Raw genomic sequence first — 26,643 nt, forward strand, 5'->3', positions numbered from 1 at the left:
CTGACATGAATTCTGGGGCTTGAACACCCGAGAAAACCCTCGGGTTCAGCTTGCCGCGCGGCATCGGCCTTCACATACGTGTGTAGACCAGGGCGACTTGCGGCTCAGGCGGCGGCCTTCTTCACCGCGCCGACGATCTCCTTGACCACGTCGCGGACCAGCTTCTCGTCGTCGCCCTCGGCCATGACCCGAATCAGGGGCTCGGTGCCCGAGGCGCGGACCACCAGGCGTCCGACGCCGGCCAAGCGGAGCTCGGCGGCGGCCAGGACCTTCTTGACCTGGTCGTCCTCTAATGGCTTGCCGCCGGCGAAGCGCACGTTCTGCAGCAGTTGCGGCACCGGCTCGAACTGGTGGGCCAGTTCGCTCATCGGCTTGTCTCCCAGCTTCAACACCGCCAGCACCTGCAGGGCCGCCAACAGGCCGTCGCCGGTGGTGGAGAAGTCAGACATGATCATGTGGCCCGACTGCTCGCCGCCCAGGTTGAAGCCGCCCTCGCGCATGCGGACCATCACCGCGCGGTCGCCCACGGCGGTGCGTTCCAGCTTCAGGTCGCGGGCCGCCAGGAAGCGCTCCAGGCCGAGGTTCGACATCACCGTGGCCACCACCCCGCCGCCGCTCAGACGGTCGCGCTTGGCCCAGTTGTCGGCGATCAGGGCCATGATCTGATCGCCATCGACCACGTGGCCCTTCTCGTCACAGATCAGTAGCCGGTCGGCGTCGCCGTCGAGGGCGATGCCGATATCGGCGCGGTATTCCTTCACCGCCCGGACCATGGCCTCGGGATGGGTGGAGCCGCATTCCTCGTTGATGTTGGTGCCGTCGGGATCGACCCCGATCTTGATGACCTCGGCGCCCAGTTCATACAGCACCACCGGCGCGACCTTGTAGGCCGCCCCATGGGCGCAATCGATCACCACCCGCAGGCCCGCCAGACTCATGCGGCGCGGGAAGGTGGCCTTGGCGATCTCGACATAGCGCGCCTGGCTGTCGTCCACGCGAGAGACCCGGCCCAGCGCCGTCGGCGCCGCCAGGCCGTCGGCCAACCCCTGGTCCATCAGGGCCTCGATCTCCAGCTCGCGCTCGTCCGAGAGCTTATAGCCATCAGGGCCGAACAGCTTGATGCCGTTGTCGATGAAGGCGTTGTGCGAGGCCGAGATCATCACCCCCAGGTCGGCGCGCAGGGAGCGGGTCATCATCGCCACGCCGGGCGTCGGCATCGGCCCCAGCAGGCGAACGTCCATGCCAACACTGGCGAACCCCGCCACCAGGGCCGGCTCCACCATGTAGCCCGACAACCGCGTGTCCTTGCCGATCACAACCATGTGCCGGCGGTCGTCCTGGGACATGAAGAGCTTGCCCGCCGCCAGTCCGACGCGCAGAGCCACCTCGGCGGTCATCGGATGGCTGTTGGCCTGACCGCGGATGCCGTCGGTGCCGAAATAGGCTCGCTTGGTCATGGGGCGCGGCTCTCGAAACGAAACGAAACTGAGATTTAGTCGACGCCGCGTTTGCGAATGCTAAAGGCGGCGCGGGCTTGAAGATTATTCCGGCCTCGGCTTACGGCAAAAGGAACTCCACTTCCATGTGCGGGATCATCGGCATTGTCGGGACGGCCCCGGTTCAGGACCGCCTCGTGGAGAGCCTCAAGCGGCTGGAATATCGCGGCTACGACTCGGCCGGGATCGCCGGCCAGGTGGACGGCAAGCTTCAGCGCCGCCGCGCGCCCGGCAAGCTGCGGGAACTGGAGGCCGTGCTGGTCGCCGATCCGCTGCGCGCCACGACCGGCATCGGCCACACCCGCTGGGCCACTCACGGCGCGCCGACCGAGCGCAACGCCCACCCCCACATCGCCGGCAATGTCGCGGTGGTCCACAACGGCATCATCGAGAACTTCGCCGAACTGCGCGCGGAGATGCAGGCCAAGGGCCGGGTCTTCTCCAGCGACACCGACAGCGAAGTGGTCGCCCACCTGATCGATCAGGCGATGACCGAGGGCCTGGCGCCCCTGGCGGCCTTCGAGGCGACAATCGCGCGCCTGCGCGGCGCCTATGCCCTGGCCGTCCTGGTGGGCGGCGAGCGCGAGGTGATCATGGGCGCCCGCAACGGGCCACCGCTGGCCGTGGGCTATGGCGACGGCGAGATGTTCATCGGCTCCGACGGCATGGCGCTGGGCCCCTTCACCAATCGCGTCGCCTATCTCTCGGACGGCGACTACGTGGTCATCGACCACAATTCCGCGCGCATCTTCGACGAGGCGGGCCTGCCGGCCATCCGCCCCATCAAGGTCCTGGCCGCCTCCAGCGCGATCATGGAGAAGGGCAACTACCGCCACTTCATGGAGAAGGAGATCCATGACCAGCCGGAGGGCTGCCAGCGCACCATCGCGGCCTATGTGGACACCCTGGCCGAACGCACCGCCGTGCCCGGCGACATCGACTTCGCCACCCTGCAGCGCATCCAGATCGTCGCCTGCGGCACCGCCTATATCGCCGGCCTGATCGGCAAGTACCTGATCGAACAGCTGGCCGACCTGCCGGTGGACGTCGAGGTGGCCTCGGAATTCCGCTATCGTGAGCCTGCCCTCAACGCCGGGTCCCTGGCAATCGCCATCTCCCAGTCCGGCGAGACCGCCGACACCCTGGCGGCGCTGCGCTACTGCCAGGCCAAGGGGATGAAGAGCGCCGCTGTGGTCAACGCGGTGGACTCCACCATCGCCCGCGAAGTCGACGTGGTCTGGCCGATCCACTGCGGACCGGAGATTGGCGTCGCCTCCACCAAGGCCTTCACCTCCCAGGTCAGCGTGCTCACCACCCTGGCCGTCGCCATCGCCCGCGCCCGGGGCAAGATCGACGCGGCCGAGGAACGCCGCCTGGTCCGCGTGCTGCTGGAGGCGCCGCGGCTGATCGCCGAGTCGATCAATCTGGAAGAGGCGGTCCGCGGCGTCGCCCTGGAGGTCTCCAAGGCCCGCGACGTGCTCTATCTGGGCCGCGGCCCCATGTATCCGCTGGCCCTGGAAGGCGCCCTGAAGCTGAAGGAGATCAGCTACATCCACGCCGAGGGCTACGCAGCCGGCGAGCTGAAGCACGGGCCGATCGCCCTGGTGGACGAGCACACGCCGATCGTCATCCTCGCGCCCTTCGACAGCTACTTCGAGAAGTCGGCCTCCAACATGAGCGAGGTCATGGCCCGGGGGGGTCAGGTGGTCTTCATCACCGATCCGGAGGGCGAGCGTCACGCCCCACCCGGCGCCCGGGTGGTGGTGACCGCGCCGCGGTGCGACCCACTGATCGCGCCCCTCGTGATGTCGGCGCCCATCCAGCTGCTGGCCTACCACGTGGCCGTGCTCAAGGGGGCCGACGTCGACCAGCCTCGCAACCTCGCAAAGTCCGTCACCGTCGAGTAGTCGGCGGGCAGTCGCAGGTTTCGCCACCGCTCGTCATCAGGCGGTAATGGATTTCGTGCGTTGGCTCCTCTAGGCAGAGTTGGACGGAGGACTGCATGACGAAACCTGTGCGCAAGGCTGTGCTTCCCGTGGCGGGTCTGGGGACCCGGGTGCTCCCGGGCGCCAAGACCACGCCGAAGAACATGCTGAACATCTTCGACCGGCCGATCCTGTCCTATGTGGTCGAGGAAGCGCGCGCCGCGGGGATCGAGCACATCGTCTTCGTCACCGGCCGCGGCCAGGGCGCCATTGAGGACTATTTCGACGCCAATCCCGAGATCGAGAACGCCCTGGAAGCCAAGGGCAAGACCGACATCCTGGCCGAGGTGCGCGCCGACCTGCCCATCCCCGGCGGCATGAGTTTCGTGCGCCAGATGGCCCCGCTGGGTCTCGGCCATGCCGTCTGGTGCGCCCGCCACATCATCGGCGACGAGCCCTTCGCCGTCATGTTGCCCGACATGCTGATGGCCGCCGATACGCCTGCCCTGGCCCAGGCCGTGGCGTCCTACGAAAAGGTTGGCGGCAATATCATCGCGGTCGAGCCCTGCCCGGACGGCGAGGCCCACAAGTACGGCATCGTCGCCCTCGACGGCCAGGACGGCCGGCTGAACCGCATGACCGGCATGGTGGAGAAGCCCGCCCCCGGGACCGAGCCCTCGAACCTGTTCATCTCGGGCCGCTACATCCTGCAGCCGGAAATCTTCGATCTGCTGGAGCGCCAGGGCAAGGGCGCGGGCGGCGAGATCCAGCTGACTGACGGCATGGTGCAGCTGATGAAGAGCCAGACCTTCCACGCCCTGGAATATGAGGGAATCACCTACGACTGCGGCGACAAGATCGGCCTGCTGCGGGCCAATGTGGCCTTCGCCCTGCGCCGCCCAGAGTTCGCCGACGCCGCCCGGGCCGCGATCCAGGCCCTGCTCTAGGAGGCGGGAGCCTTGCGCCTCTTCGTCTTCGGTTACGGCTTTTCGGCCCGCGCCCTGGCGAGGCGCCTGGTCCCGCAGGGCTGGACCGTGGCCGCCACCTTCCGCGATGAGGGCGGCGCGGCGCGCCTGGCGGCCGAGGGGATCGAGCCGGTCCCGGTCGCCGACCCCGACGCGATCGCCGCCGAGATGGGTCGGGCCCAGGCCATCCTGACCACCGCCCCGCCAACCGACCAGGGCTGCCCGGCCCTGCCCGCCCTGGTGCGGCCGATGGCGCGGGCCGGCGCCTTCCCCGATTGGATCGGCTATCTCTCCACCACCGGGGTCTATGGCGACCGGCGCGGCGGCTGGGTGTTTGAACAGAGCCGGCTGGCCGCCCAGTCCACCGAGGGTGCGCGCCGGGTCGCCGCTGAGCGCGACTGGCTGGAAGTCGGTCGCGGCATGGGCCTGACCGTCACCATCCACCGTTTACCCGGCATCTACGGCCCCGGCCGCTGCGCCTTCGACCGCCTGCGCGAGGGCCGCGCCCGCCGTGTCGCCGCCCCGGGCCAGGTGTTCAGCCGCATCCATGTGGACGACCTGGCCGCGGGCCTGGAGGCCTCCATCGCCCGGCCCCGCGCCGGCGGGATCTACAATCTCTGTGACGACGAGCCAGCGCCCAACAGCCAGGTGGTGGCCTACGCGGCGCGCCTGCTGGGGATGGCGCCGCCGCCGGAAGAGGCCCTCGACCTCGACGCCCTGACCCCCGCGGCGCGGCGCTTCTACGCCGAGACCAAGCGGGTCTCCAACGCCCGCGTCAAGGCCGAACTCGGCTGGCGGCCACAGTACCCCACCTACCGCGAGGGCCTGGCCGCGATCCTGGCGGGCGGTGGGTAGCCCCCTCGAAATGATCATGGCAAACCACCTCTGCCATGAACGCTTCCATAAAAATCAGCCGCGACGATGTGGTGCGGGATATCCGGGAGCTGGCCGCCATCACAGGCCAAACCCTCACGGAAGCGGTGGCGATAGCCGTGCGCACTGAACTTCTGGATGCCCATCATCGAAACGAAATCGACAGGCGGCGAAGGGCAGTCGATGAGATTTTGCGGCGCTTTCGCGAAGCTCCGGTTATCGGCCCTGTGCTGACGGATGACGACTTCTACGATGAGGACGGGCTACCGAAATAAACGAACGAGAGCGGGTAGCTCGGCTGTTCGGACACCTTTTTCCTGTCACACGGGCGCGAGATAGGCTTGGCTATCGTCGCGACAGCCTCTGAAGACGCACATCATGACCGAGCCGAGACGACTGAAGAAAAGCGAATCCCTGGAGATTCGGATTCCGTATCCGACCAAGGAAGCCTTCATGGCCCGTTGCCGGGCCGACGGCCGCTCGGCCAGCGAGGCCCTGCGCGCCTTCATCGACCAGCAGCTGGAGGCGCCCGCCAAGCCGCGCGTCTCCCGCAAGACCTGGCGCCTGATCGCCGGCGCCGCCATCGCCGCGGCGGTGGGAGCCGCGGCCCTGCCGTCGCTGGCCCGCCCCAGCATGGCCGCCGCCCAGTTCGACCACATCGACATCGACCATGACGGCCAGATCAGCCGAGCCGAGTTCACCGCCCGCTAGAGCGCGTCAGGGTTAAGTGGCAGCCGGTTAACCCGTCCGACGCGCTCTACACTTTTGAATCTAGAGCCTTTTTGAACAGGTCAGATGATTCCATCTGGCCCTAAAAGGCTCTAGTTCAGCGGGTGGAAGGCGCGGCTCACGTCGAAGCGGGTCACCCAGGTCCAGGGCTTGAAGATCGAGGCCCCGCCCTTCCAGGACACCAGGATGATGCGCGCCTTGCCCACCAGGTTTTCGGCGGGCACATAGCCGACCCCGAGCTCCTGCGGCCAGCGGCTGTCGAGCGAGTTGTCGCGGTTGTCGCCCATCATGAAGTACTCGCCCTCCGGCACCACATAGACGTCGGTGTTGTCGCCGTCATGGTCGGGCGCGCGGTCGAAGGTGACGTAGCTGCGTCCGTTCGGCTTGGTCTCGGCGTACTGCATCACCTGCACCCCGCGATCGCCGGGGTCCTCGGTGACCCCCAGCGGCTTGCGCGCGATCGCCTTGCCGTTGACGAAGACCTGGCCGCCCACCACCCGGATGCGGTCGCCGGGCAGGCCGATCAGCCGCTTGATGTAGGTGATGGATTTGTCGCGCGGCAGGTGGAAGACCACCACGTCACCCCGAGTGGGCAGCTTGTTCATGATCCGTCCGTGGAAGATCGGCGGACTGAACGGGATGGAGTGCGCACTCCACCCGTAGTCATACTTGGAGACGATGATGTAGTCGCCCTTCAGCAGGGCGGGCTCCATCGACTCCGAGGGGATCGTGAAGGGCTGGAAGAAGATGATCCGCAGCACCAGGGCGATCAGCAGGGCGTAGCCGACCGTCTTGATGATCTCGATCATCTCGTCCTTGGCGGACTTGGAGGTGTGTTCAGTTGTCATAGCCAAGGTCTCGCCCAGACCTCGGCGCGCGGCAACCAAAGTCCTGTCCGGACACGCCGGTTTGTCAGTCCAGACAGACCTCGTCGAGCGCCACCAGCAGCCGCGCGATGTCCGCCGGCCGCGATAGCCGGTGATCGCCGTCCTTGATCAGGTTGAACACCACGTCGTCGCTGTTGAGCGCCTGGGCCAGCTCCAGAGCATGGCGCCACGGCACGTCGGGATCGGCCCCGCCCTGCAGGATGCGCACCGGCGCCTCGATGGGCACGGGGCCGGGCAGGATCGACCAGCGGGCGCCGTCCTCCAGCAGATTGGCGGTGATCGGATAGGGGTCGCCATAGTCGCTGGACCGCAGCCAGACACCGTCGCGGGCCAGCGCCTCGCGTCCCGCCGCATCGATCTCCGGGGCCATCAGCTTCTCGGTGAAGTCCGGCGCCGGCGCGATCAACACCATGGCCTGGATGCGTTCGGCACGCACGGCGGCGGCCAGGCAGCTGATCCAGCCGCCCATGGACGAGCCCACCAGAACCAGCGGCCCCTCGGTCAATTCGTCGAGAACCGCGAGCGAATCCTCTCGCCAGCGAGTGATGGTCCCCTGGGTGAAGTCGCCGCTGGACTCGCCATGACCGAAATAGTCGAAGCGGACATAGGCCCGCCCACGCTCGGCGGCCCACCGCGCGATCGCCTCCGCCTTGGTCCCGGCCATGTCGGAGCGGAAGCCCCCAAGCCAGACCACCGTCGGGCCCGAGCCCGCCACGCGGCGCCACGCCAGCCGCTCGCCGTCCGGTCGCGCCAGGAAACCCGTCTCTTCGCTCATCCCTGATCAATAGCCCGTGCGCGGAGGTCCGTCAGCGTGCGACGGGCTTTACGCGCCCCCGCAGTGCGTTATGCAGATGGCCGTGACACTGCCTCCCAACTTCACATTGCTGCAGGTCGTCCCCGAGCTTGAGACCGGCGGCGCCGAACAGACCACGATCGATGTGGCCAACGCCGTCGTGCGCGTCGGCGGCAAGGCCCTGGTGGCCACCCGCGGTGGCCGCATGACCGCGCGCCTGGAAGCCGACGGCGGCCGCCTGGCCCAGATGCCGGTACAGTCGAAGAACCCTCTGGTGATGCTGGGCAACGCCGCCCGACTGGTGGATTTGATCCGTAAGGAGAACGTCTCCCTCGTCCATGCCCGCAGCCGCGCGCCAGCCTTTTCCGCATTGTGGGCGGCTCAGGTCACCGGGACGCCCTTCGTGGCCACCTATCACGGCATCTACAACGCCAAGACCAAGCTGAAGCGCTGGTACAATGCGGTGATGACCCGCGGCGACCTGGTGATCGCCAATTCCGACTATACCCGCGATCACGTCCGGAGAGAGCACGACCTGCCGCCGGAAAAGATCGTCACCATCCCGCGCGGCGTGGACCTGGACCGCTTCAACCCGGCCTGGGTGACCCGCGAGCGGATCGAGGCTCTGCGCGAGGCCTGGTGCGTAGCTTCCGACGACAACCGGGTGAAGATTCTGCTGGGCGGACGCCTGACCCGCATCAAGGGGCATCCCACCATCATCGCGGCGGCCGCCCGCATGAAGGCCGCCGGGCAGTCGAATTTCCTGATCATCTTCGCCGGCGACGACCAGGGCCGCACCGACTACCGCGAGGAGCTTGAGGCCTCAATCCGCGACCAGGGCCTCTCGGCCGAGATCAAGCTGGTGGGCCACTGCGACGACATGCCGGCCGCCTGCCTGGTCTGCGATCTCGCCATCCTGCCGACCACCGTCCCGGAATCCTTCGGCCGCACCGCCGTGGAGCCCCAGGCCATGGGCCGCCCGGTGATCGCGTCCAGCCACGGCGGCGCCACCGAGACCGTGCTGGACGGCAAGTCCGGCTGGCTGGTCGCCCCCGGCGACGCCCCGGCCTGGGCCGCCGCCATGACCCACGCCATCGAGCTTGGGCCCGTCGAACTTCGCAAGATGGGGGAGCTGGCGCAGACCCGCGCCCGCCAACTCTATTCCGCCGAGGCCATGTGCGCGGCCACAATGGAAGCCTATGAACGCGTGCTGACGGCGAGGGCCCATGGCGCGTGAGATCAAGAAGATCCTGGTGATCAAGCTGTCGGCCCTGGGCGATTTCGTCCTGGCGCTGGCGGCCATGAAGAAAATCCGCGAGGCGCACAAGCGCGCCCACATCACCCTGCTGACCACGCCGCCGTTCGAGGGGCTGGCCAAGAGCTCGCCCTACTTCAACGCCGTGGAGACCGACGGCAAGCCCAACGGCCCCGGCGAGTGGCTGGCCCTGCGGGCGCGGATCAAGAAGGCCAAGTACGACCGGGTCTACGACCTGCAGACCTCCTCGGCGTCCAACCGCATCTTCCAGATGCTGCGGCCCTTCCCGCCGGAATGGTCGGGGATCGCGCTCGGCTGCGCCCTGCCGCACAAAAACCCCCGCCGCAATTCCATGCACACCCTGGAGCGCCAGGCCGACCAGCTGAAGTCTGCCGGCATCTGGCCTGACGCCCCCACCGAGCCCGGCAGCGCCCCGCCGCCGGACCTGTCCTGGGTGCTGCGCAAGGCGCCGCAGGAGCGCCCCGTGGCCGGCGGCGTGATGCCCAGGCCCTATGTGCTGTTCATTCCCGGCGGCTCGGCCCACCGGCTGGACAAGCGTTGGCCCGTCGACCGCTACGGCGAGCTGGGCAAGATCCTCTACGACCGCGGCTTCGACATCGTCATCCTGGGCGGCCCCCAGGAGAGCGCCGAGGCCCGCCAGATCCAACGCTATGTGGGCAAGGCGCGCGACCTCACCGGGCGCACCGACTTCGCCCGCATCGCCATCCTGGGGGCCAAGGCCGCCCTGGTGGTGGGAAACGATACCGGTCCCCTGCATCTGGCCGCCGCCACCGGCGCGCCCACCATCGTGCTGTTCTCGCGGGCCTCGGACCCCAACCTGTCGGCCCCGCGTGGCCATGTGGCGGTCCTGCAGGCCGACAATCTGGGCGATTTGGCTGTGGCGAGCGTCGCACAGGCGGCGAATGCTTTGGCCCCAGCCCCCGGCGGCGCTTGATCGCGGGGAGCCGCAGGGTCATATACTAGCTGAACACCCCGGAGCGCTCCCGCGCGGCCGGTGCGTTCGCCTTGAAATAGCTCACGGAGCAAAAGCCTATTCGCCGCCCCATGCAGGCGCCGCCCGTCAAAGACGGACCGCGCATCAATGACGACATCCGCGTCCCAAAAGTTCTGCTCATCGATCAGCACGGTGAGAAGCAGGGCGTGATGCCGACCTCTTCCGCTCTGGAGGCCGCTGAAGAAGCTGGCCTCGACCTGGTCGAGATCGTGCCGAATGCTGATCCCCCTGTCTGCAAGATCCTGGACTACGGCAAGTTCAAGTTCCAGGAGCAGAAGAAGAAGAACGAGGCGCGCAAGCGCCAGAAGGTGGTGGAGATCAAGGAGATCAAACTCCGTCCCAACATCGACATCCACGACTACGAAGTCAAAGCGCGCTCCATGCACCGCTTCTTCGAAGAGGGCGACAAGGTAAAGGTCACCCTGCGCTTTCGTGGCCGCGAACTCGCCCACCCTGAACTTGGCATGAAGCTTCTCCAGCAGGTGAAGGCCGACTTCGAGCCGGTGGCCAAGGTCGAGTACGAGCCCCGCATGGAAGGCCGTCAGATGATCATGATCCTGGCCCCGCGCTAGGCGTCATTCTCCAAGCGAATCAAGGCGGCCGTCCCTCAGGGGCGGCCGCTTTTTCGTGGGTCGGGCGCCCCCGCGACAACCAAGCGTCACGCTAGGTCTTTACGCCCCGGACAGGGCAGCCTAACACCGGTCCATTATGTCTGAATCCGAGCCGTATAAGGCCCCGGCGCCGCGTTTTGCGGCGGCGTCGCTGATCGCCGTTATCTTCATCAACATGCTGGGCTTCGGGATCATCGTCCCGTTGTTGCCCTTCTACGCCAAGTCCTTCGACGCGGCGCCCTGGCAGATCGGGTTGATCTTCGGAGCCTATTCGGTGGGCGCCTTCTTCGGCGAACCCCTGTGGGGCCGGCTGTCGGACAAGTACGGCCGCAAGCCGCTGCTGATCTCCACCATCACGGGCAACTGCCTCTGCTACCTGGCGCTGGCCTTCGCCCCCAACATCTGGGTGGCCTTCGCCATCCGCCTGGTGGGCGGGCTCGCAGCCGGCAACGGGGCGGTGGTGCAGGGCTATATCGCCGACGTCACCCCGCCGGAGAAACGCGCCCGCCAGATGAGCTACCAGGGCGCGGCCTGGAACGTCGGCCTGATCATCGGCCCGTCGGTGGGGGGCTTCTTCGCCCACACCGGCATGGGCCCAGCCGGCTTCCGCATTCCGCTGTTCATCGCCTCGGGCCTGGCGGCCCTTTGCGTTATCGCCATCGCCATCGTCATCAAGGAAAGCCGCGTTCGCGAGGAGGGCATCAGCCATCGCCCCAGCCGCTGGTCGGCCATCGGCGAGGCCGTGGGTCACCCCGTGATCGGCCGCATGATGCTGCTGACCTTCCTGGTGGGCTTCGCCTTCACCGGCATCGAAAGCCAGTTCGGCCTCTGGTCCCAGGCCCGCTTCGGCTGGGGTCCGCGTGACATCGCCGTCTGCTTCGCCTTCACCGGCGCGACGGCCTTCTTCTTCCAGACCATGATCACCGGCCGCATGTCGGAAAAGTACGGCGAAGGCGTGATGCTGGCCGTCGGCATGGGCATGACAGCCGTCGCCGCGGCCCTGCAGATCTTCTCCATCAACGGCTACATGACCATCGCCCTGATGTGCCTGACGGCGGCGGGCCAGTCTGTGGCCTTCCCCAATGTCGGCGCGATCATCTCGCGCACCGCCGATCCGCATAAGCAGGGTCAGATCATGGGCCTCAACAACGCCACCGGGGCGCTCGCCCGGGTGACCGGCCCGATCTGCGCCGGTTTGATGGTGCCGCTGCTGCGGGACGGCCCCTTCATCCTGGGCGCCCTGGTGGTGACGCCGGCCATCCTGCTGGCCCTGTCGGCGACCCGGCGGGCCATCGCCATGGGCAAGCTCAACGAGACGGCCCCGTGACGCCCTCCGCTGAGAAGCAGGACCTCCGCGCGCTGGTGATCCTGCTCTCGGTGGTGTTCCTCAACATCGCCGGCTTCGGGGTGGTGATCCCGCTGCTGCCCTTCTTCGGCAAGGCGTTCAACGCGCCGGCCTGGCAGATCGCCCTGCTGTTTTCGATGTTCTCGGCCGGTCAGTTCCTGGGCGAACCCTTCTGGGGCCGGCTCTCGGACCGGGTCGGCCGCCGCCCGGTGCTCATCGTCACCATCGCGGTCAGCGCGCTCTGCTACGTGGCGCTGGCCTTCTCCCCCAACATCCTGGTGGCCTTCGTCGCGAGGTTCGCCGGCGGCTTCTTCGCGGGCAATATCTCGACCCTGCAGGGCTGCATGGCCGACATCACCCCTCCGGAGAAGCGCGCCGGCCGCATGGGGGTGATGGGCTCGGCCTTCTCCCTGGGCTTCATGACCGGCCCGGCCCTGGGCGGTCTGCTGGCCCATCCGAACCTCGGCCCCATCGGCTTCCAGCTGCCGCTGTTCGCCGCCGCCGCGCTTGGACTGGCCTCGGCGCTGGGCGTCCTGTTCTTCGTGCGCGAGACCCGGCCGGGCACTCCCGATGTCCGCCCCCGCGGCCGTCAGGCGGCCCTGCGCGACGCCTTCGCCGATCCCGTCGTCTCCCGCATCCTGATCATCTCCTTCGTCATTGTCTCGGGCTTCGCCGGCATCGAGGCCACCTACGGCCTGTGGACGTCCGCCAAGTTCGGCTGGGGCCCGCAGCAGATTGGTCTCGCCTTCATGGTCATCGGCGTCATCGGCGCCTTCAGCCAGGGCATCGCCACCGGCTGGCTGGTGGCCCGCTTCGGCGAGCCCCGGGTGCTGATCGCGGGCCTTTGCCTGATGTTCGTCGGCATGCTGGTGCAGTTCACCTCGCAGGTGCCCGCCCAAGCCGTGCTGGGCCTGGCCATCGTCGGCTTTGGCCAGTCGATCTGCTTCCCCAACCTGGTGGGCCTGATCTCCAAGGCCACCCCACCCGACCGCCAGGGCGAGATGCTGGGCCTCAACATGTCCAACAACGCGCTCGCCCGTATCGGCGGCCCGATCTATGCGGGCCAGCTGTTCAGCCTGGTCTCCCCCGGCGCCCCCTTCGCGCTCACCGCCATCCTCATCGTGCCGGCCATGATCCTGGCCCTGCAGGTGATCAAGCGCGTTCCACACATCCAGCCAACCAGCTAGTCCCCGCCGAACAAGCCCGCCAGCAGGTTGATGGTCAGGGCCAGCACCACGGTGTTGAAGGTGAAGGCGACGATCCCGTGGATGGTCCCAATGCGCCGCAGCGGCTTGGACGTGAACGCGATGTCGGCCGTCTGCGACGCCACCCCGATCACCGTGGAGAAGTGCAGGAAGTCCCAGTAGTCGGGGTCTTCGCCCCCAGGGAAGAGCAGTCCCCCCACCACCTTGCCCGCCGCTGGCGGTTCGTCGGGCGCGTAGTATTCATGGGCGTAGTGGAGGGCGAAGATCAGGTGGACCATGAACCAGGACGCGGCCACCGTCCCGAAGGCCAGGGCCACCCGCCAGGCCTTCTCCAGGCCGTGATCGGCCTTGGCGATGGACAGTTCGAACCCCACCGTCGCCACGCTGAACGCTGCGGCCAGGATCACGACCGCCAGGATCATCACCTGCCCCTGGTCCTGGGTCGACGCCTGGGTGCGAATCTGGTCCGCCGACTTTGCGACCATGAACTGGATGATGGCGGCGATGAACACCAGGGCGCAGGCGTCCCAGCCGAGGATGGCGCTGGTGCTCCAATGGAACTTGGTCAGGTGAGCGCAGGCGACCCACACCACAAGGCCGACACTGAACGCGGCCAGCAGCCTGGGCCGGGCCAGGAACGCCCCGATCACCATGGGCCGGTTCTTGCGAGGCTTGAGTGCGGGAGGTTTGGTGGCTTTACGGGCCATAAGGGCTTCTCTCCGGCGTTTCCGAAGACCTAGGACCATCCGCCGACTCGGGGAAGCCGGTCAGGCTGCCGGCGCCGCATCGACGTAGGCGAAGAAGATCATGACCCGCACACCCCGGCCCGGCGAGGACTGCACGTCGATCGCCGCCTTGGCGTTCTGCAGCAACGATTTCACGATCAGCGCCGAGAGCTTGCCCTGGGTCGGCCAGACCGTCCCCTCCGGCAGGCCGACGCCGTCGTCGGCCACGATGACCCGGCAGCCGGTGGAGTCGGTGACACACTGGACCGTGATCGCGCCGCCATCCCGCCCCTTGAAGGCGTGCTTCAGCGCATTGGTCAGCAGTTCGTTGACCACCAGGCCTGCGGGCATGGCGACGTTGAGGGACACCGGCCAGGTATCGACCTGCAGGTTCAGATGGATGCCTTCCACGGCATGGGCGCGCATCACCGCCGAGGCGATCTGGCTGACATAGATACCCAGGTCCACGGCTTCGCTCGGCGCGGCCTCGGTCAGCGTGTTGTAGAGCAGGCCAAGCGCCTCCACACGACCCGCCAGTCGATCAAACCCCTCACCGGCCCCCGCGTCCTTGGGCAGGGCGCGCGACTCGACGCGGATCAGCGCCGTGATCATCTGCAGATTGTTCTTCACCCGGTGCTGCAGTTCCCGCAGCAGCGTGTCCTTGGCGACGATCTGCTCTTCAAGATCTGCAGCCTCGGAGCTTTCCTTCGAAAGGCGCTCCACCAGGGCCACAAGGCGGAACCTGGGCTTGCCGTCGTCGTCCGCGATGAGGTTGGACCAGGCGTCGACTTCGGTTGTCTCACCGTCGTGCTGGATGGTGAAGGCGCCGATGTGGTCCCTCTCGTCAGTGATCACCAGACCCAGGGCGCGCGCGTCGTCCGCGCCGCTGGCCACGCCGGGCAGCTGATCCCAGGCCACCCCGACGATCTTGTCAGCGGTCTCGCCGGTCAGCCGCTCGAACTCCAGGTTGGCGTAGATGATGTGCTCGTTGGGCTTAAGTTCCGCGACGGCGATCGCGACCGGCACCTGATCGAGGAACTGCTTGAACTGATCGCTGTCGAGAGCGGCGGCGAGTTCGGTCGTGTCGAGAAGCCGGTCTAGCGGGCCTTCGGTCATAGGAATGCCCTGGGGAAACCGGCCAGACGCGCTGTCGCGGCCACCGGTGCCTGTGACTAGCACGGATCACCTCCGAATCCGGCGCGCTAAACACGCCAGCCACTGTTGGCGACTCCCAAACCCTTGCTTTCCCGCACCCTTTCGCGTATTCGCCCTCCCCTTCGGAACCGTCTGGCCAATGGCATGCCAGGACGGTTCATCAATACGCCAGAGGACGGGGCTCACGCTCCGCAGAGAAATGCCGAAACTGAAGACCAAGTCAGGCGCCAAAAAGCGCTTCAAAATCACTGCGTCCGGTTTGATCAAGGCCGGCGTCGCGGGCAAGCGCCACCGGCTGATGAGCCACAGCGCCAAGTACATCCGTCAGAACCGTGGCACGAAGGTCATGTCGTCGTCCGACGTCAAGACCATCAAGTCCTACCTGCCCTACGGCCTTTGATCGGAGCACTGACAGATGGCACGCGTTAAAAGGGGCGTCACCGCCCACGCCCGTCACAAGAAGGTTCTTGAGCAGGCCAAGGGTTTCTATGGCCGTCGCAAGAACACCATCCGCACGGCCAAGGCTGCGGTGGACAAGGCCGGCCAGTACGCCTACCGCGACCGCAAGGTCCGCAAGCGTAACTTCCGCTCGCTCTGGATCCAGCGCATCAACGCCGCGGCTCGCATCGAAGGCCTGACCTACGCGACCTTCATCCACGGCCTCGACCTGGCCGGGATCGAGATCGACCGAAAGGTCCTCGCCGACATCGCCGGCAACGACCCGGTCGCGTTTACGGCCATCGCTGAGAAGGTTCGCGCCGCTCTGGCTTGAGGCCCGGGAGCTATCGGCTCCTAAAGCATTCAAAGCCCTTCGGCCGAACCGCCGGAGGGCTTTTTGCTGTCCTCTTCCCGCGCCCTGTCACCCCCTCTAAGAACGCCGTGTCATGACCGCCAAACTCGAAGCCGACCTCACCGCCGCCATCGCGGCCGCCGCCGACCTTACCGCCCTCGAGGCCGTCCGGGTCTCGGCCCTGGGCAAGTCCGGGGCGATCTCCGACCTGCTCAAGTCGCTGGGGGGCATGAGCCCCGACGAGCGCCGCGAACAGGGCCCGCTGATCAACGGCCTGCGCGACCGCGTCGCCGCCGCCATCGCCGCGCGCAAGGCCACCCTGGAAGCCGCCGAGCTGGACGCCCGCCTGGCCTCCGAAGGCGTCGATCTCTCCCTGCCGGCGCCGCCGCGCCGCAAGGGCGGGGTCCATCCCACCATGCAGGTGATGGACGAGATGATCGCCATCTTCGCCGAGATGGGCTTCTCGCTCGCCGAAGGGCCGGACATCGAAACCGACTTCAACAACTTCACCGCGCTCAACTTCCCGCCCAAGCACCCGGCGCGCGAGATGCACGACACCTTCTTCCTGCCGGAGGACGAGAACGGCGAGCGCAAGGTGCTGCGCACCCACACCAGCCCGGTGCAGGTGCGCGTCATGAACCGCACCAACCAGAAGCCGGCCGCCCCGTGGATCGCCTCAGGGCAAGAGCCGCCGATCCGCGTCATCGTGCCGGGCCGCACGTTCCGGAAGGACAGCGACCAGACCCACACGCCGATGTTCCACCAGATCGAGGGTCTGGTGATCGACAAGGCCATCCACATGGGCCACCTGAAGTGGACCCTGGAGACCTTCCTCGGCCGGTTCTTCGAGACCCCGGACGTGGTCACCCGCTTCCGTCCCCACCACTTCCCCTTCACCGAGCCCAGCGCCGAGATGGACGTCCAGTGCGACCGCTCCGGCGGCGAGGTGAAGATCGGCCAGGGGACCGACTGGCTGGAGATCCTCGGCTGCGGGATGGTCCACCCCAATGTGCTGCGCAACTGCGGCCTGGACCCCGACATCTGGCAGGGCTTCGCCTTCGGCTGCGGCGTCGACCGGCTGGGCGTCCTGAAATACGGCATGCCCGACCTGCGCGACATGTTCGCCACCGACGTCCGCTGGCTGCAGCACTACGGCTTCTCGCCCTTCGCCGCCCCCAACCCGGCGACGGGGCTGTCGTGATGGTCGAGACCCAGGACTGGCGCTCGCTCGAAAGCTTCAGCTTCGGCGACAGCCCCGAAATGGCCGACCGGCTGCTGGCCTTCGTGCTCTCCGGCGCGAAGACCGCCACCTGCTGGTCGATCGCCGATGGCCAGCAGACTCAGGCCGGCAAGCGCTGGGTGGTCAAGGACGGCCAGGGCCGTTCCCGCGCGGTCATAGAAACCTTGGCCCTCGACCAGCGCCGATTCGATGAGATCGACCTGGCTTTCGCCGTCGCCGAGGGTGAGGGCGACGAGACCCTGGACGACTGGCGCGAAGGCCACCGCGCCTATTTCACCCGCAACGGCGGATACGCCCCGGACATGATGCTCTGGTGTGAGCGCTTCCGGCTGATCGAGAGTCTCGGCGAAGGAGCCGACCAATGAAGTTCACACTCTCCTGGCTGCGCGAGCACCTCGACACCACCGCCACCGCCGCCGAACTGGTGGACGCCATGACCATGGCGGGCCTTGAGGTCGAGCACGTCGCCGACCCAGCCGCCAAGCTCGCCGCCTTCACCGTCGCCAAGATCGTCGAGGCGGTGCAGCACCCCAACGCCGACCGCCTGCGGGTCTGCCAGGTGGACACCGTCGATGGCCGCAAGGAAATCGTCTGCGGCGCCCCCAATGCGCGGGCCGGCCTGACCACCATCTACGCCCCCATCGGCGCCTATGTGCCGGGCCTGGGCGTCACCCTGGTGGAAAAGCCCGTGCGCGGCGTGGTCTCCAACGGCATGCTGTGCTCGGCCTCCGAGCTGGAGGCCGCCAGCGAGTCCGACGGCATCATGGAGCTGCCGGACAATCTTGCCGTCGGCACGCCCGCCGCCCAGGCCCTGGGCCTGGAATCGGTGATCGACTTCGAGGTCACCCCCAACCGCCCCGACTGGCTGGGCGTCGTCGGTATCGCCCGCGACATGGCCGCCGCCGGCCTCGGGACCCTGAAGGACGTAGCCGTCGCACCCGTTCCCGGGACCTCCCCCAACCCCATCGAGATCCGCCTGCCCGCGCCCGACGCCTGCCCGGCCTTCGCCGGCCGCCTGATCCGCGGCGTGAAGAACGGGCCGTCGCCGCAATGGCTTGCCCAGCGCCTGACCTCCATTGGCCTGCGCTCCATCAACACGCTCGTCGATATCACCAACCTGATCACCTACGACCGCGCCCGGCCCCTGCACGTCTATGACGCCGCCAAGCTGACCGGCGGCTTCATCGAGGCCCGCATGGGCGCGGTGGGCGAAGAGATCCCGGCCCTGGACGGCAAGACCTACGCCGTCACCCCCGACATCTGCGTCATCGCTGATGCCTCAGGCGCCATCGGCCTGGGCGGCGTCATGGGCGGCGAGAGCACCGGCTGTTCGGAGACCACCACCGACGTCTTCGTGGAAAGCGCCTGGTTCGACCCGATCCTGACGGCCCAGACCGGCCGCTCGACCGGGATCAATTCCGACGCCCAGTACCGCTTCGCCCGCACCGTCGACCCGCAGTCCCTGGTCCCCGGCCTGGAGCTGGCGACGAAGCTGATTCTGGAACTCTGCGGGGGCGAGGCCTCCGAGGTGACCCTGGCCGGCGAGGCGCCCGCCCCGCCCGTGGCCATGAGCTTCGACCGGACCTATGTGAAGCAGCTGTCGGGCCTGGATATCGGAAACTCCCGGATCGACGAGATTCTCACCAAGCTGGGCTTCGCGATCGCCGGCGACCAGGTCACCCCGCCGTCCTGGCGTCGCGACGTGGAAGGCAAGGCCGACCTCGTCGAGGAGGTCGCCCGTATCCAGGGCTACGACGCCCTGCCCGCCACCCCGCTGCCGCAGATCGCGCCCCCAGCCGGCGGCGTGCTCACCGTCCGCCAGGGCCGCGTCCGCGTGGCGCGGCGCGCCATGGCCGCCCGCGGCTATGCCGAGACCATCACCTGGAGCTTCACGGCCCAGGCGACGGCGAAACTGTTCGGCGGCGGCGACGCCAGGCTGGTGCTCACCAATCCTATTGCCTCGGACCTGGACTGCATGCGTCCGTCCATCCTGCCCAACCTGATCGAGGCGGCAGGCCGCAACGCCCGGCGCGGCTTCCCTGACCTGGCGACCTTCGAGATCGGCCCGCTCTATCGGGGCGACGAACCGCAGGACCAGATCACCGTACTGGCCGCCCTGATGGCCCCGCACCCGCCCCGGCGCTGGGACGGCGCAAAGTCCGACCCGCTGTTCGACCTCAAGGCCGACCTGATGGCCATCCTGGAGGAGATCGGCGCGCCGAACCTGCAGCTGGTCCAGGGGTCGACCTCCGACTGGTGGCATCCGGGCCGCTCGGCCCGCCTGCAACTTGGCCCCAAGACCGTGGTGGCCGAGTTCGGCGAACTGCACCCGCGCATCCTCAAGGCGCTGGACGCAGACGGCCCGCTGGTAGCCTTCGAGCTGAACCTCGATGCCCTCCCCGAGGGCAAGAAGAAGGCGACCAAGTCCCGCCCCGCCCTGGAGCTGTCGGCCCTCATGCCGCTCAGCCGCGACTTCGCCTTCGTGGTGGGGGCCGAGGTGGCGGCCGGCGACCTGGTCCGCCCAATCCTCGGCGCCGACAAGGCCCTGATCGCCGACGCCCGCGTCTTCGACGTCTATTCGGGTCCTGGCGTGCCGGAGGGCTCCAAGTCGGTAGCGATCGAGGTCCTGGTCCAGCCCCGCGAAAAGACGCTGACCGAGCCGGAGATCGAGGCCCTCTCGGCCAGGATCGTGGCGGCGGCGGAAAAGGCGGTGGGCGCCAAGCTGCGGGGCTAGGGCTCCGCGGGGCGCCGGACCCTGCAACGTCCGGGCGACGTGTCCAGGCTGAAAGACAGTCAGACTGGCGCATGCGCGAAAAACAGCCGATCCACACCTGCGGGTGTGTCCCGATCACGGTGTCCCGTTCAATAGACTTGCCGGTTAGAGTAGCGTGGCGTCCAAAGGGGCGAGACGACTTTCGCCTTACCGCTGCACCGAGCCCGTATAGGTTGAGCTAGTATGCGTCTTGGATCAGCACATCCGCCCCGCCCCTGGTGGACGACCGCCATCTGTCGCTGGCCAACCCTGTGCGCCCTGGTCGCCCTGGGCTTCTTCCTGGCCACCATCCTTGGAAAACGCCACTCGGGCGGCCTCTATATTGAGGACGACGCCTACTACTACCTCATCGTGGCCAGGAATTTCGCGGCCACCGGCGCGAGCACCTTCGATCACCAGTCCCTGACCAATGGCTATCACCCCCTGTGGTTGGCCGCGCTGGTTATGCAGCACCTCACGATTGGAACCTCGCTGTTCGCCATCTTGGTCCTGCAGGCGCTGATGCTGGCCGGCGCGCTCTATCTGCTCCTGCGGCTGGCCCCCCGCGAGCATGGCTTGGCGCAAGTCGGATTCACCGGGGTTTTCGCCCTGTTGATCGGCAGCATCGGCCTGAAAGGCATGGAAGTCGCACTCTGGTCCCTCTGCTTCGCGGTGCTGCTCACGGTGGCCGCGTGGGCCGCGCCCGAGCCCAGGCGTGGGGTCTGGATCGGCCTCGCGGCCGCAGTCTGCATCGGAGCGCGTATAGATTCGGCATTCTTCGTGGTTCCCCTGGTCGTTGCTCTGCCGACCGGACGCCCGGCGCGCGCCTCCGCGTTCGCTGTGCTGAGCGTCCTGGGCTTGGCTTACGCCCTCTACAACCTGAAGACCTTTGGGGTGGCCATGCCGATCTCGAGCTCGATCAAGTCCTTGGGCGGCCTGCAGATCAACCACCCGATGCTGGCCCAATTGTCGCCCTTTGATCCGCGCCAGCATGCCCGGTTCTACGGACTGACCCTTCTGGCGCTCCTCGCTTCTCCCTTGCTGGTGGCCCTATCCAGACCGGGGACGATCGGCCGGGCCCTGGCGATCGCCTCCACGCTCGGCGGGGCGCTCTACCTGGCCAAGCTGCTGTTCCTGTCGTCGTGGATCCTCTGGCCCTGGTACAATTTCGCGATCCTGTTGCCGATGGCCGCCGGCCTGTTGATCCTGCCCCCTTACATGGACGCGGCGGCGATACGCCTGTCGAGCCATGTCACAAGGGCGGGGTTGGAGCGGGCCGGCCTCGCCTTGGCGATCGGCGGGCTTGGCCTGCTAGCCCTGGGGTCCATCGCGGCCTATCTCAAGCCGTTCCGCCACGACAACGACTTTGCGGCGTCGAGCCATCAGGCGGTTCAGTTGTACGGCGGTCTGCTGAAGGGCGCCCGGGTGGCGATGGGGGACCGGGCCGGCTCGTTCGCCGCAGAGTACCAGGGACCCGTCACCCAGCTGGAGGGGCTGGTCGGTGACAAGGCCTATCTCGAGGTTCTGCTGGGTGAAGCCGACCCTCGGACTCTGCTGTGCCGCCGCGGCGTCAGCTACATCATCAGCTATGAGCACGATATCGGAGTCTATCAGCAGCGGGCCATCGCCCTGTTGCGGCCGAACCTGACGCAATATCGCGCTGCGCCCCTGACCGTCTGGCGCCAGGACGAGGTCGCCCACTTGCCCTATCGCAAGCCTTCGACGGCGACGCCGCTCCTGCCTGAGGATGAGCGCGACCTCTATATCTGGCGTCTGCGCTGCGGGGACCCCGACGGCAAGGGCGGGCGCTGAACCCGCGGAGCTCCCTGCAAACCCCTGCCGCCAGGTGAATCTTGGCGGCGGCTGGAAACGGTTGTGGGGTCCGGCGAAGTCGCGCATCGGACGGAACCAGGCCATGAAACCCGACAGCAGCATTTCCGCCGTGATCACCGGCGGCGCTTCCGGCCTGGGCGCGCCGACGGCCCGCTGGTGGCCTTCGAGCTCAACCTCGACGCCCTCCCAGAGGGCAAGAAGAAGTCCACCAAGACCAAGCCGGCCCTGGAGCTATCAGCCCTGATGCCGCTTCGCCGCGACTTCGCCTTCGTGGTGGGGGCCGAGGTGGCGGCCGGGGCCAAGCTGCGCAGCAAGGCCTCGGGCGGGGTGACACAGGAGGATTGCTTGAAACCCCTCCTGCGCCGCCCCATAAAACAGGCATGAGCACGCCCGTCCCGAACCCCGCCAAACCGCACGCCCCCAAGCCCGTCCTGGAACGCTGGCTGGAGACCGGACTGTTCCGGTCCCGCTGGCTGATGGCGCCCTTCTATGTGGGTCTGGTCCTGGCGCTGGCCGGGCTGGTGGTGGTGTTCTTCAACGAGGCCTGGCACGAGCTCAGCCACATCGGCGGGATGAACCCCGAGCAGGCCATCCTCATGGTCCTGTCGCTCATCGACCTGTCCCTGGCGGGTAACCTGCTGCTGATCGTGATCTTCTCGGGCTACGAGAACTTCGTCTCGAAGATCGACACCGGCGACGACGAGGACCGCCCCGCTTGGATGGGCACGGTGGACTTCTCGGGCCTGAAGATGAAGCTGATCGCCTCCATCGTGGCGATCTCCGGCATCGCCCTGCTGCGGGCCTTCATGCGGCTGTCCGAGGGCGAACCGATCGGCGACCGCACGCTCGGCTGGATGGTAGGCATCCATCTGACCTTCGTGGTCTCCGGCGTCATGCTGGCCCTGATGGACCTGCTGGCGTCCAAGACCGACAAGCACTAGGCGGCTGGGCCAACGCGGGCCGATCAGCAAGATCGTCTTCCTCGGGCTTGTCCCGAGGATCCATGATCTCCGCCTGTCCGGAAGTCACGCGAACCTCTCCGCGGAAGGCCGTCTTCGTCACGGTGTTTATGGATCCTCGGGACAAGCCCGAGGATGACGGACAGGGAGAGTTCAGTCCGAACCGAGGACCGCCCCTAGAACGGCCAGGCCCTGCGCTTCCGGCTGAAGCCGAGATAGCCGATATTGGCCCCCAGGCGCAGGCCGACGCCGGCGCGGATCGGGGCCAGGATCACCTCGTCGGACTGCAGGTAGTTCACCCCCACGCCGCCCACCAGATAGGCCGAACCCTCGACCCCCGGGAAGCGCTGGAAGAGGATCTCCGGGTACTGGAGATTGTAGCAGAGAGTGAAGACGCGCGACGCGTTGCCGCCCAGGTCCCAGCCCACCGAGGGGCCCTGCCAGAAGACCTCCATCGGCTCGCGGTTCTTCATATAGAGCAGGCCCTTGCCGTAGCGGGCGCCGATCGAGATCGCGCCTGAGGCCTCCTGGCCGGCGATATAGGCGGTGGGACGGCCGTTGTCGCGGAACACCCGCTCGATGGCGCCGCCGGCGGCTTCCGCCGTCACGCCCAGGAAGTCGGAGACGTTGTTGACCATCTCCTCGCGGGTGAAGGGCTCGGCCGGAGGGGGCTGGCCCGGATAGTTGGGGTTTTGACCCTGAGAGTTGGGGTTCTGGCCCTGATAAGGCGGCGGCGCGGCCGGATAGTTCGGCGTCTGGTACGGCCCCGGCTGGCCCTGCGGCTGGGCCTTGGCGGCCTCGGCGGCGCCCAGCGCGGCGAGTCCCGAAACGATCAGTGTGCGGCGGTCCATGGAACGTCCCCGAATGAAGGCGAAAGCAGCCTCCCATCCCCTGGCGCCATCAATGCGGCGGTCCGGCTTAACGTCCGATTAAGCATGATGGCCGGGGGACCCTCGCAGGCGCGCCGGAATGTGCTAGACGCTGCGCCACCATGAGCACGCCTCTTTCCCACATCCGCAACTTCTCCATCGTCGCCCACATCGACCACGGCAAGTCGACCCTGTCCGATCGCCTGATCCAGGAGACCGGTGGCCTCACCAAGCGTGAGATGACCGAGCAGGTGCTGGACAACATGGAGATCGAGCGCGAACGAGGCATCACCATCAAGGCCCAGACCGTCCGCCTGGAATACAAGGCCCGCGACGGCGAGACCTATGTCCTGAACCTGATGGACACGCCGGGCCACGTCGACTTCGCCTATGAGGTCAGCCGCAGCCTGGCCGCCTGCGAGGGCTCGATCCTGGTGGTCGATAGCAGCCAGGGCGTCGAGGCCCAGACGCTGGCCAACGTCTACCAGGCGATCGACAACGATCACGAGATCGTCCCGGTCCTCAACAAGATCGACCTGCCCGCCGCCGAGCCCGAGCGCGTGCGCCAGCAGATCGAGGACGTCATCGGCATCGACGCGTCGGACGCCGTGCTCTGCTCGGCCAAGACCGGCGAAGGCATCGCCGACGTCCTGGAGGCCGTGGTCACCCGCCTGCCGGCGCCCAAGGGCGACCGCGACGCCCCGCTGAAGGCCCTGCTGGTGGACGCCTGGTACGACCCCTATCTGGGCGTCGTCGTGCTGGTCCGCGTCCTCGACGGGGTGCTGAAGGCCGGGATGAAGGTGCGCATGATGAATGCGGGCGTCACCCACCAGATCGACCGCATCGGCGTCTTCACCCCCAAGCAGACCGAGACCAGCGAGCTTGGCCCCGGCGAGATCGGCTACATCACCGCCCAGATCAAGCAGGTGGCCGACGCCGCCGTCGGCGACACCATCACCGACGAGAAGCGCCAGACGGCCACGGCCCTGCCCGGCTTCCGCGTCGCCCAGTCGGTGGTGTTCTGCGGCCTCTTCCCGGTGGACGCCGCCGACTTCGAGGACCTGCGCGCCGCCATCGGCCGCCTGCGCCTGAACGACGCCTCCTTCACCTACGAGATGGAGACCAGCGCCGCGCTCGGCTTTGGCTTCCGCTGCGGGTTCTTGGGGCTTCTCCACCTGGAGATCATCCAGGAGCGCCTGTCGCGCGAGTTCGACCTCGACCTGATCGCGACCGCGCCGTCCGTGGTCTACAAGATCGGCCTCAACGACGGCTCGGAGATGGAGCTGCATAACCCGGCCGACCTGCCCGATCCGGTGAAGATCGCCACCATCGCCGAACCCTGGATCAAGGCCACCATCCTGACGCCCGACGAGTATCTCGGCTCGGTGATCAAGCTCTGCCAGGACCGCCGCGGCGAGCAGCGGGAGCTGAGCTACGTCGGCAGCCGCGCCCTGGTGGTCTACGACCTGCCCCTCAACGAGGTGGTCTTCGACTTCTATGACCGGCTGAAGAGCGTCTCCAAGGGCTACGCCTCCTTCGACTACGCCATCGAGGACTACCGGGTCGGCAACCTGGTGAAGATGTCGATCCTCGTGAACTCCGAGCCCGTCGACGCGCTCTCCATGCTGGTCCACGCCGACCGCGCCGAGGCCCGGGGCCGCGGCATGGTGGAGAAGATGAAGGACCTCATCAGTCCCCACATGTTCCAAATCCCGATCCAGGCGGCCATCGGCGGCCGCATCATCGCCCGGGAAACCGTGCGCGCCCTGCGCAAGGACGTCACCGCCAAGTGCTACGGCGGCGACATGAGCCGCAAGCGCAAGCTGCTGGACAAGCAGAAGGCCGGCAAGAAGCGCATGCGCCAGTTCGGCAAGGTCGAGATCCCGCAGGAAGCCTTCATCGCCGCGCTGAAGATGGACGCGGACTAGGGCTCAAACCACTCATCCCGGCGAAGGCCGGGACCCAGATACATCTGCCGCTCTCGGGTTCCTGGTTGAGGTCGGGACCTACGATCTGGATCCCGGCCTTCGCCGGGACGAGCGGTGGGTGGTGGGCCTATCCATCCAGCTGCGCACCGCCACATGCCAGCCCCTTGCCGGGGGCCCGCGCCCTCGCCTAGAAATCGCCCTCAAGCTTGGCTATGACGCCGGTCTGTCCTTGAGGAGTTCTCCAATGCGCAAGACCCTGGTTCTCGCCATCGCCGCCGCCGCGATGCTCACCGCCGCCTGCAACACCATCTCCGGCGCGGGCCGTGACGTCTCGGCCGCCGGCCGCGCGGTCAGCGGCGCCGCTGACGACGCCAAGCGCTAGGCGGAAGGTCAGGCGTCCTCCTCCCGGGAGGCCGCCTCCGCGATCTTGGCCTTGTCCCCCGGTGGCGCGGCCGCCGGGCCGGCGTCGCGCATCTTGTCCTCGGCCAGGGTGGTGGGGCCGGTATGGCCGTGGACCGGTTTGCCGGAGGCCGCCGTGTCAGGCGCCGGCTTGCCGGGGACGGGCGTGGCAGGATCGGAATTCATGAATCTTCTCCGGGTCTTCTCATCAATGGGTTGCGCGGGGGATACGTTCCCGTAGGCGCGGTGGGACCTAACGACGCGCCCTGCCTGGGGAACTCCAAGCCCCGCCTGGGATTTCGAAGACCATGTTCCCTATGCGACCGCCCGTCACCTTGGACTCCCAAGGCCCCGATACCCATATGTCGATCATGTCTCGTCATGAACGTCCCACCCTCGTCCAGGCCATGATCCGCGGTCTCCGCGGGCGCTGCCCCAATTGCGATCGGGGCTCGCTCTATTGGAAGTACCTGAAGGTCGAGCCGCGCTGCCAGGTCTGCGGCCACGACATCGCCCAGTACCCCGCCGACGACGGCCCGGCCTATTTCACCATCCTGATCGTCGGCCACCTGCTGGTGGCGCCGCTGCTGTTCTTCCCGATCATCTGGCAGGCCCCGGCGGCGATCATGCTGCCCGCCACCCTGATCCCCCTGGCGGTGGCGACGCTGGTCATCCTGCCCCGGGTGAAGGGCGCCTTCATCGGCCTGCTCTACGCGCTCAAGGTGAAGGCTTCGGACGCCCACCTGCACACCGCCGACATGGCCGACTAGGGCAGGTAGCGTGACAGCCTGAAGTGGCTACCGGTTCAGGCGGCCGTCACGCGACCACCAATAACTAAGAGACTTTTCCTCATGGGAAAGGTCTCGCGCAACCTTCCCCTGCGACGCTCGTTTT

At 67.5% G+C, this 26,643-nt stretch carries 28 protein-coding genes; 21 read left to right on the forward strand and 7 right to left on the reverse strand.

Annotated elements, in window-relative coordinates; translation table 11 throughout:
- Window positions 1–104: 104 nt before the first annotated feature.
- Window positions 105–1,457, reverse strand: coding sequence for a phosphoglucosamine mutase (glmM, locus tag JKL49_RS18230; protein ID WP_215342425.1), 1,353 nt, complete (start codon window positions 1,455–1,457; stop codon window positions 105–107).
- A 125-nt stretch (window positions 1,458–1,582) separates the two neighbouring features.
- On the opposite strand from glmM, the gene glmS reads away from it, so the two are divergent.
- The 5 genes from glmS to JKL49_RS18255 all read left to right on the forward strand — a co-directional run bounded on the left by glmS (window position 1,583) and on the right by JKL49_RS18255 (window position 5,970).
- Window positions 1,583–3,403 carry a glutamine--fructose-6-phosphate transaminase (isomerizing) gene (gene glmS, locus JKL49_RS18235; protein ID WP_215342427.1) on the forward strand — a complete coding sequence of 607 codons (1,821 nt, stop codon included), beginning with the start codon at window positions 1,583–1,585 and terminating at the stop codon, window positions 3,401–3,403.
- Between the two features lie 95 nt (window positions 3,404–3,498).
- Window positions 3,499–4,368 carry a UTP--glucose-1-phosphate uridylyltransferase gene (locus JKL49_RS18240; RefSeq protein WP_215342430.1) on the forward strand — a complete coding sequence of 290 codons (870 nt, stop codon included), beginning with the start codon at window positions 3,499–3,501 and terminating at the stop codon, window positions 4,366–4,368.
- 12 nt (window positions 4,369–4,380) lie between these two features.
- Window positions 4,381–5,241, forward strand: coding sequence for an SDR family oxidoreductase (locus JKL49_RS18245; RefSeq protein ID WP_215342432.1), 861 nt, complete (start codon window positions 4,381–4,383; stop codon window positions 5,239–5,241).
- 35 nt (window positions 5,242–5,276) lie between these two features.
- Window positions 5,277–5,534: a type II toxin-antitoxin system VapB family antitoxin gene (locus JKL49_RS18250; protein WP_215342434.1), complete on the forward strand. Its 258-nt coding sequence runs from the start codon at window positions 5,277–5,279 to the stop codon at window positions 5,532–5,534.
- 103 nt (window positions 5,535–5,637) lie between these two features.
- A complete protein-coding gene (locus JKL49_RS18255; protein WP_215342436.1) occupies window positions 5,638–5,970 on the forward strand; it encodes an EF-hand domain-containing protein in 333 nt (110 codons plus the stop codon).
- Between the two features lie 110 nt (window positions 5,971–6,080).
- Here the strand turns inward: JKL49_RS18255 and lepB are convergent, their stop codons facing one another.
- Together lepB and JKL49_RS18265 are read right to left on the reverse strand one after the other, a co-directional pair.
- The gene (gene lepB, locus JKL49_RS18260) at window positions 6,081–6,836 is read right to left on the reverse strand and encodes a signal peptidase I (RefSeq protein ID WP_215342438.1); all 756 of its coding nucleotides are present in this window, start codon (window positions 6,834–6,836) and stop codon (window positions 6,081–6,083) included.
- A gap of 64 nt (window positions 6,837–6,900) precedes the next feature.
- Entirely contained in the window at window positions 6,901–7,650 is a 750-nt protein-coding gene (locus JKL49_RS18265) for an alpha/beta fold hydrolase (RefSeq protein ID WP_215342440.1), read from the reverse strand.
- 76 nt (window positions 7,651–7,726) lie between these two features.
- On the opposite strand from JKL49_RS18265, the gene JKL49_RS18270 reads away from it, so the two are divergent.
- The 5 genes from JKL49_RS18270 to JKL49_RS18290 all read left to right on the forward strand — a co-directional run bounded on the left by JKL49_RS18270 (window position 7,727) and on the right by JKL49_RS18290 (window position 13,081).
- Window positions 7,727–8,905: a glycosyltransferase family 4 protein gene (locus JKL49_RS18270; RefSeq protein WP_215342442.1), complete on the forward strand. Its 1,179-nt coding sequence runs from the start codon at window positions 7,727–7,729 to the stop codon at window positions 8,903–8,905.
- On the forward strand, window positions 8,895–9,878 hold the full coding sequence (locus JKL49_RS18275) for a glycosyltransferase family 9 protein (RefSeq protein ID WP_215342443.1): 984 nt from the start codon (window positions 8,895–8,897) through the stop codon (window positions 9,876–9,878). Before JKL49_RS18270 ends, JKL49_RS18275 begins: the two co-directional genes overlap by 11 nt.
- A gap of 110 nt (window positions 9,879–9,988) precedes the next feature.
- Window positions 9,989–10,510 carry a translation initiation factor IF-3 gene (gene infC / locus JKL49_RS18280; RefSeq protein WP_215342444.1) on the forward strand — a complete coding sequence of 174 codons (522 nt, stop codon included), beginning with the start codon at window positions 9,989–9,991 and terminating at the stop codon, window positions 10,508–10,510.
- A 136-nt stretch (window positions 10,511–10,646) separates the two neighbouring features.
- On the forward strand, window positions 10,647–11,876 hold the full coding sequence (locus JKL49_RS21080) for an MFS transporter (RefSeq protein WP_215342445.1): 1,230 nt from the start codon (window positions 10,647–10,649) through the stop codon (window positions 11,874–11,876).
- A complete protein-coding gene (locus JKL49_RS18290) occupies window positions 11,873–13,081 on the forward strand; it encodes an MFS transporter (RefSeq protein ID WP_215342446.1) in 1,209 nt (402 codons plus the stop codon). The genes JKL49_RS21080 and JKL49_RS18290 overlap by 4 nt, the downstream gene beginning before the upstream one ends.
- On the opposite strand, the gene JKL49_RS18295 is transcribed toward JKL49_RS18290, so the two are convergent.
- Entirely contained in the window at window positions 13,078–13,806 is a 729-nt protein-coding gene (locus tag JKL49_RS18295) for a DUF1345 domain-containing protein (protein WP_215342447.1), read from the reverse strand. The two genes, JKL49_RS18290 and JKL49_RS18295, sit on opposite strands and share 4 nt — an antisense overlap.
- Window positions 13,807–13,866: 60 nt before the next feature.
- Complete coding sequence (locus JKL49_RS18300) at window positions 13,867–14,940, reverse strand: sensor histidine kinase (RefSeq protein WP_215342448.1); 1,074 nt, start codon at window positions 14,938–14,940, stop codon at window positions 13,867–13,869.
- A gap of 238 nt (window positions 14,941–15,178) precedes the next feature.
- Here JKL49_RS18300 and rpmI point away from each other — a divergent pair, with 238 nt between their 5' ends.
- From rpmI to JKL49_RS18340, 8 genes are all read left to right on the forward strand, one after another.
- Window positions 15,179–15,379 carry a 50S ribosomal protein L35 gene (gene rpmI, locus JKL49_RS18305; RefSeq protein WP_215342450.1) on the forward strand — a complete coding sequence of 67 codons (201 nt, stop codon included), beginning with the start codon at window positions 15,179–15,181 and terminating at the stop codon, window positions 15,377–15,379.
- 15 nt (window positions 15,380–15,394) lie between these two features.
- Window positions 15,395–15,751 carry a 50S ribosomal protein L20 gene (gene rplT, locus JKL49_RS18310; protein WP_215342452.1) on the forward strand — a complete coding sequence of 119 codons (357 nt, stop codon included), beginning with the start codon at window positions 15,395–15,397 and terminating at the stop codon, window positions 15,749–15,751.
- 112 nt (window positions 15,752–15,863) lie between these two features.
- Window positions 15,864–16,970: a phenylalanine--tRNA ligase subunit alpha gene (gene pheS / locus JKL49_RS18315; RefSeq protein ID WP_215342453.1), complete on the forward strand. Its 1,107-nt coding sequence runs from the start codon at window positions 15,864–15,866 to the stop codon at window positions 16,968–16,970.
- Window positions 16,970–17,374 carry an ASCH domain-containing protein gene (locus JKL49_RS18320; RefSeq protein WP_215342455.1) on the forward strand — a complete coding sequence of 135 codons (405 nt, stop codon included), beginning with the start codon at window positions 16,970–16,972 and terminating at the stop codon, window positions 17,372–17,374. The genes pheS and JKL49_RS18320 overlap by 1 nt, the downstream gene beginning before the upstream one ends.
- Window positions 17,371–19,743 (forward strand): phenylalanine--tRNA ligase subunit beta, encoded by a 2,373-nt coding sequence (gene pheT / locus JKL49_RS18325; protein ID WP_215342457.1) that lies wholly within the window; start codon window positions 17,371–17,373, stop codon window positions 19,741–19,743. The genes JKL49_RS18320 and pheT overlap by 4 nt, the downstream gene beginning before the upstream one ends.
- 222 nt (window positions 19,744–19,965) lie before the next feature.
- On the forward strand, window positions 19,966–21,573 hold the full coding sequence (locus JKL49_RS18330; protein WP_215342459.1) for a hypothetical protein: 1,608 nt from the start codon (window positions 19,966–19,968) through the stop codon (window positions 21,571–21,573).
- Between the two features lie 177 nt (window positions 21,574–21,750).
- Window positions 21,751–21,978, forward strand: a complete 228-nt coding sequence (locus JKL49_RS18335; protein WP_215342461.1) for a hypothetical protein — start codon at window positions 21,751–21,753, stop codon at window positions 21,976–21,978.
- A complete protein-coding gene (locus tag JKL49_RS18340) occupies window positions 21,975–22,535 on the forward strand; it encodes a TIGR00645 family protein (RefSeq protein ID WP_215342463.1) in 561 nt (186 codons plus the stop codon). Before JKL49_RS18335 ends, JKL49_RS18340 begins: the two co-directional genes overlap by 4 nt.
- Before the next feature lie 194 nt (window positions 22,536–22,729).
- Here JKL49_RS18340 and JKL49_RS18345 read toward each other — a convergent pair whose 3' ends face one another.
- Window positions 22,730–23,404 (reverse strand): DUF1134 domain-containing protein, encoded by a 675-nt coding sequence (locus JKL49_RS18345; RefSeq protein WP_215342465.1) that lies wholly within the window; start codon window positions 23,402–23,404, stop codon window positions 22,730–22,732.
- A gap of 140 nt (window positions 23,405–23,544) precedes the next feature.
- Here JKL49_RS18345 and lepA point away from each other — a divergent pair, with 140 nt between their 5' ends.
- Together lepA and JKL49_RS18355 are read left to right on the forward strand one after the other, a co-directional pair.
- Window positions 23,545–25,350, forward strand: a complete 1,806-nt coding sequence (lepA, locus tag JKL49_RS18350; RefSeq protein ID WP_215342467.1) for a translation elongation factor 4 — start codon at window positions 23,545–23,547, stop codon at window positions 25,348–25,350.
- 244 nt (window positions 25,351–25,594) lie between these two features.
- Entirely contained in the window at window positions 25,595–25,732 is a 138-nt protein-coding gene (locus JKL49_RS18355) for an entericidin A/B family lipoprotein (RefSeq protein ID WP_215342469.1), read from the forward strand.
- An 8-nt stretch (window positions 25,733–25,740) separates the two neighbouring features.
- On the opposite strand, the gene JKL49_RS18360 is transcribed toward JKL49_RS18355, so the two are convergent.
- Window positions 25,741–25,935, reverse strand: a complete 195-nt coding sequence (locus tag JKL49_RS18360) for a hypothetical protein (RefSeq protein ID WP_215342471.1) — start codon at window positions 25,933–25,935, stop codon at window positions 25,741–25,743.
- Between the two features lie 185 nt (window positions 25,936–26,120).
- On the opposite strand from JKL49_RS18360, the gene JKL49_RS18365 reads away from it, so the two are divergent.
- Window positions 26,121–26,519 carry a DUF983 domain-containing protein gene (locus tag JKL49_RS18365; RefSeq protein WP_430700828.1) on the forward strand — a complete coding sequence of 133 codons (399 nt, stop codon included), beginning with the start codon at window positions 26,121–26,123 and terminating at the stop codon, window positions 26,517–26,519.
- The last annotated feature ends 124 nt before the right edge of the window (window positions 26,520–26,643 follow it).

Source organism: Phenylobacterium glaciei, from assembly GCF_016772415.1.
GTDB lineage: Bacteria > Pseudomonadota > Alphaproteobacteria > Caulobacterales > Caulobacteraceae > Phenylobacterium > Phenylobacterium glaciei.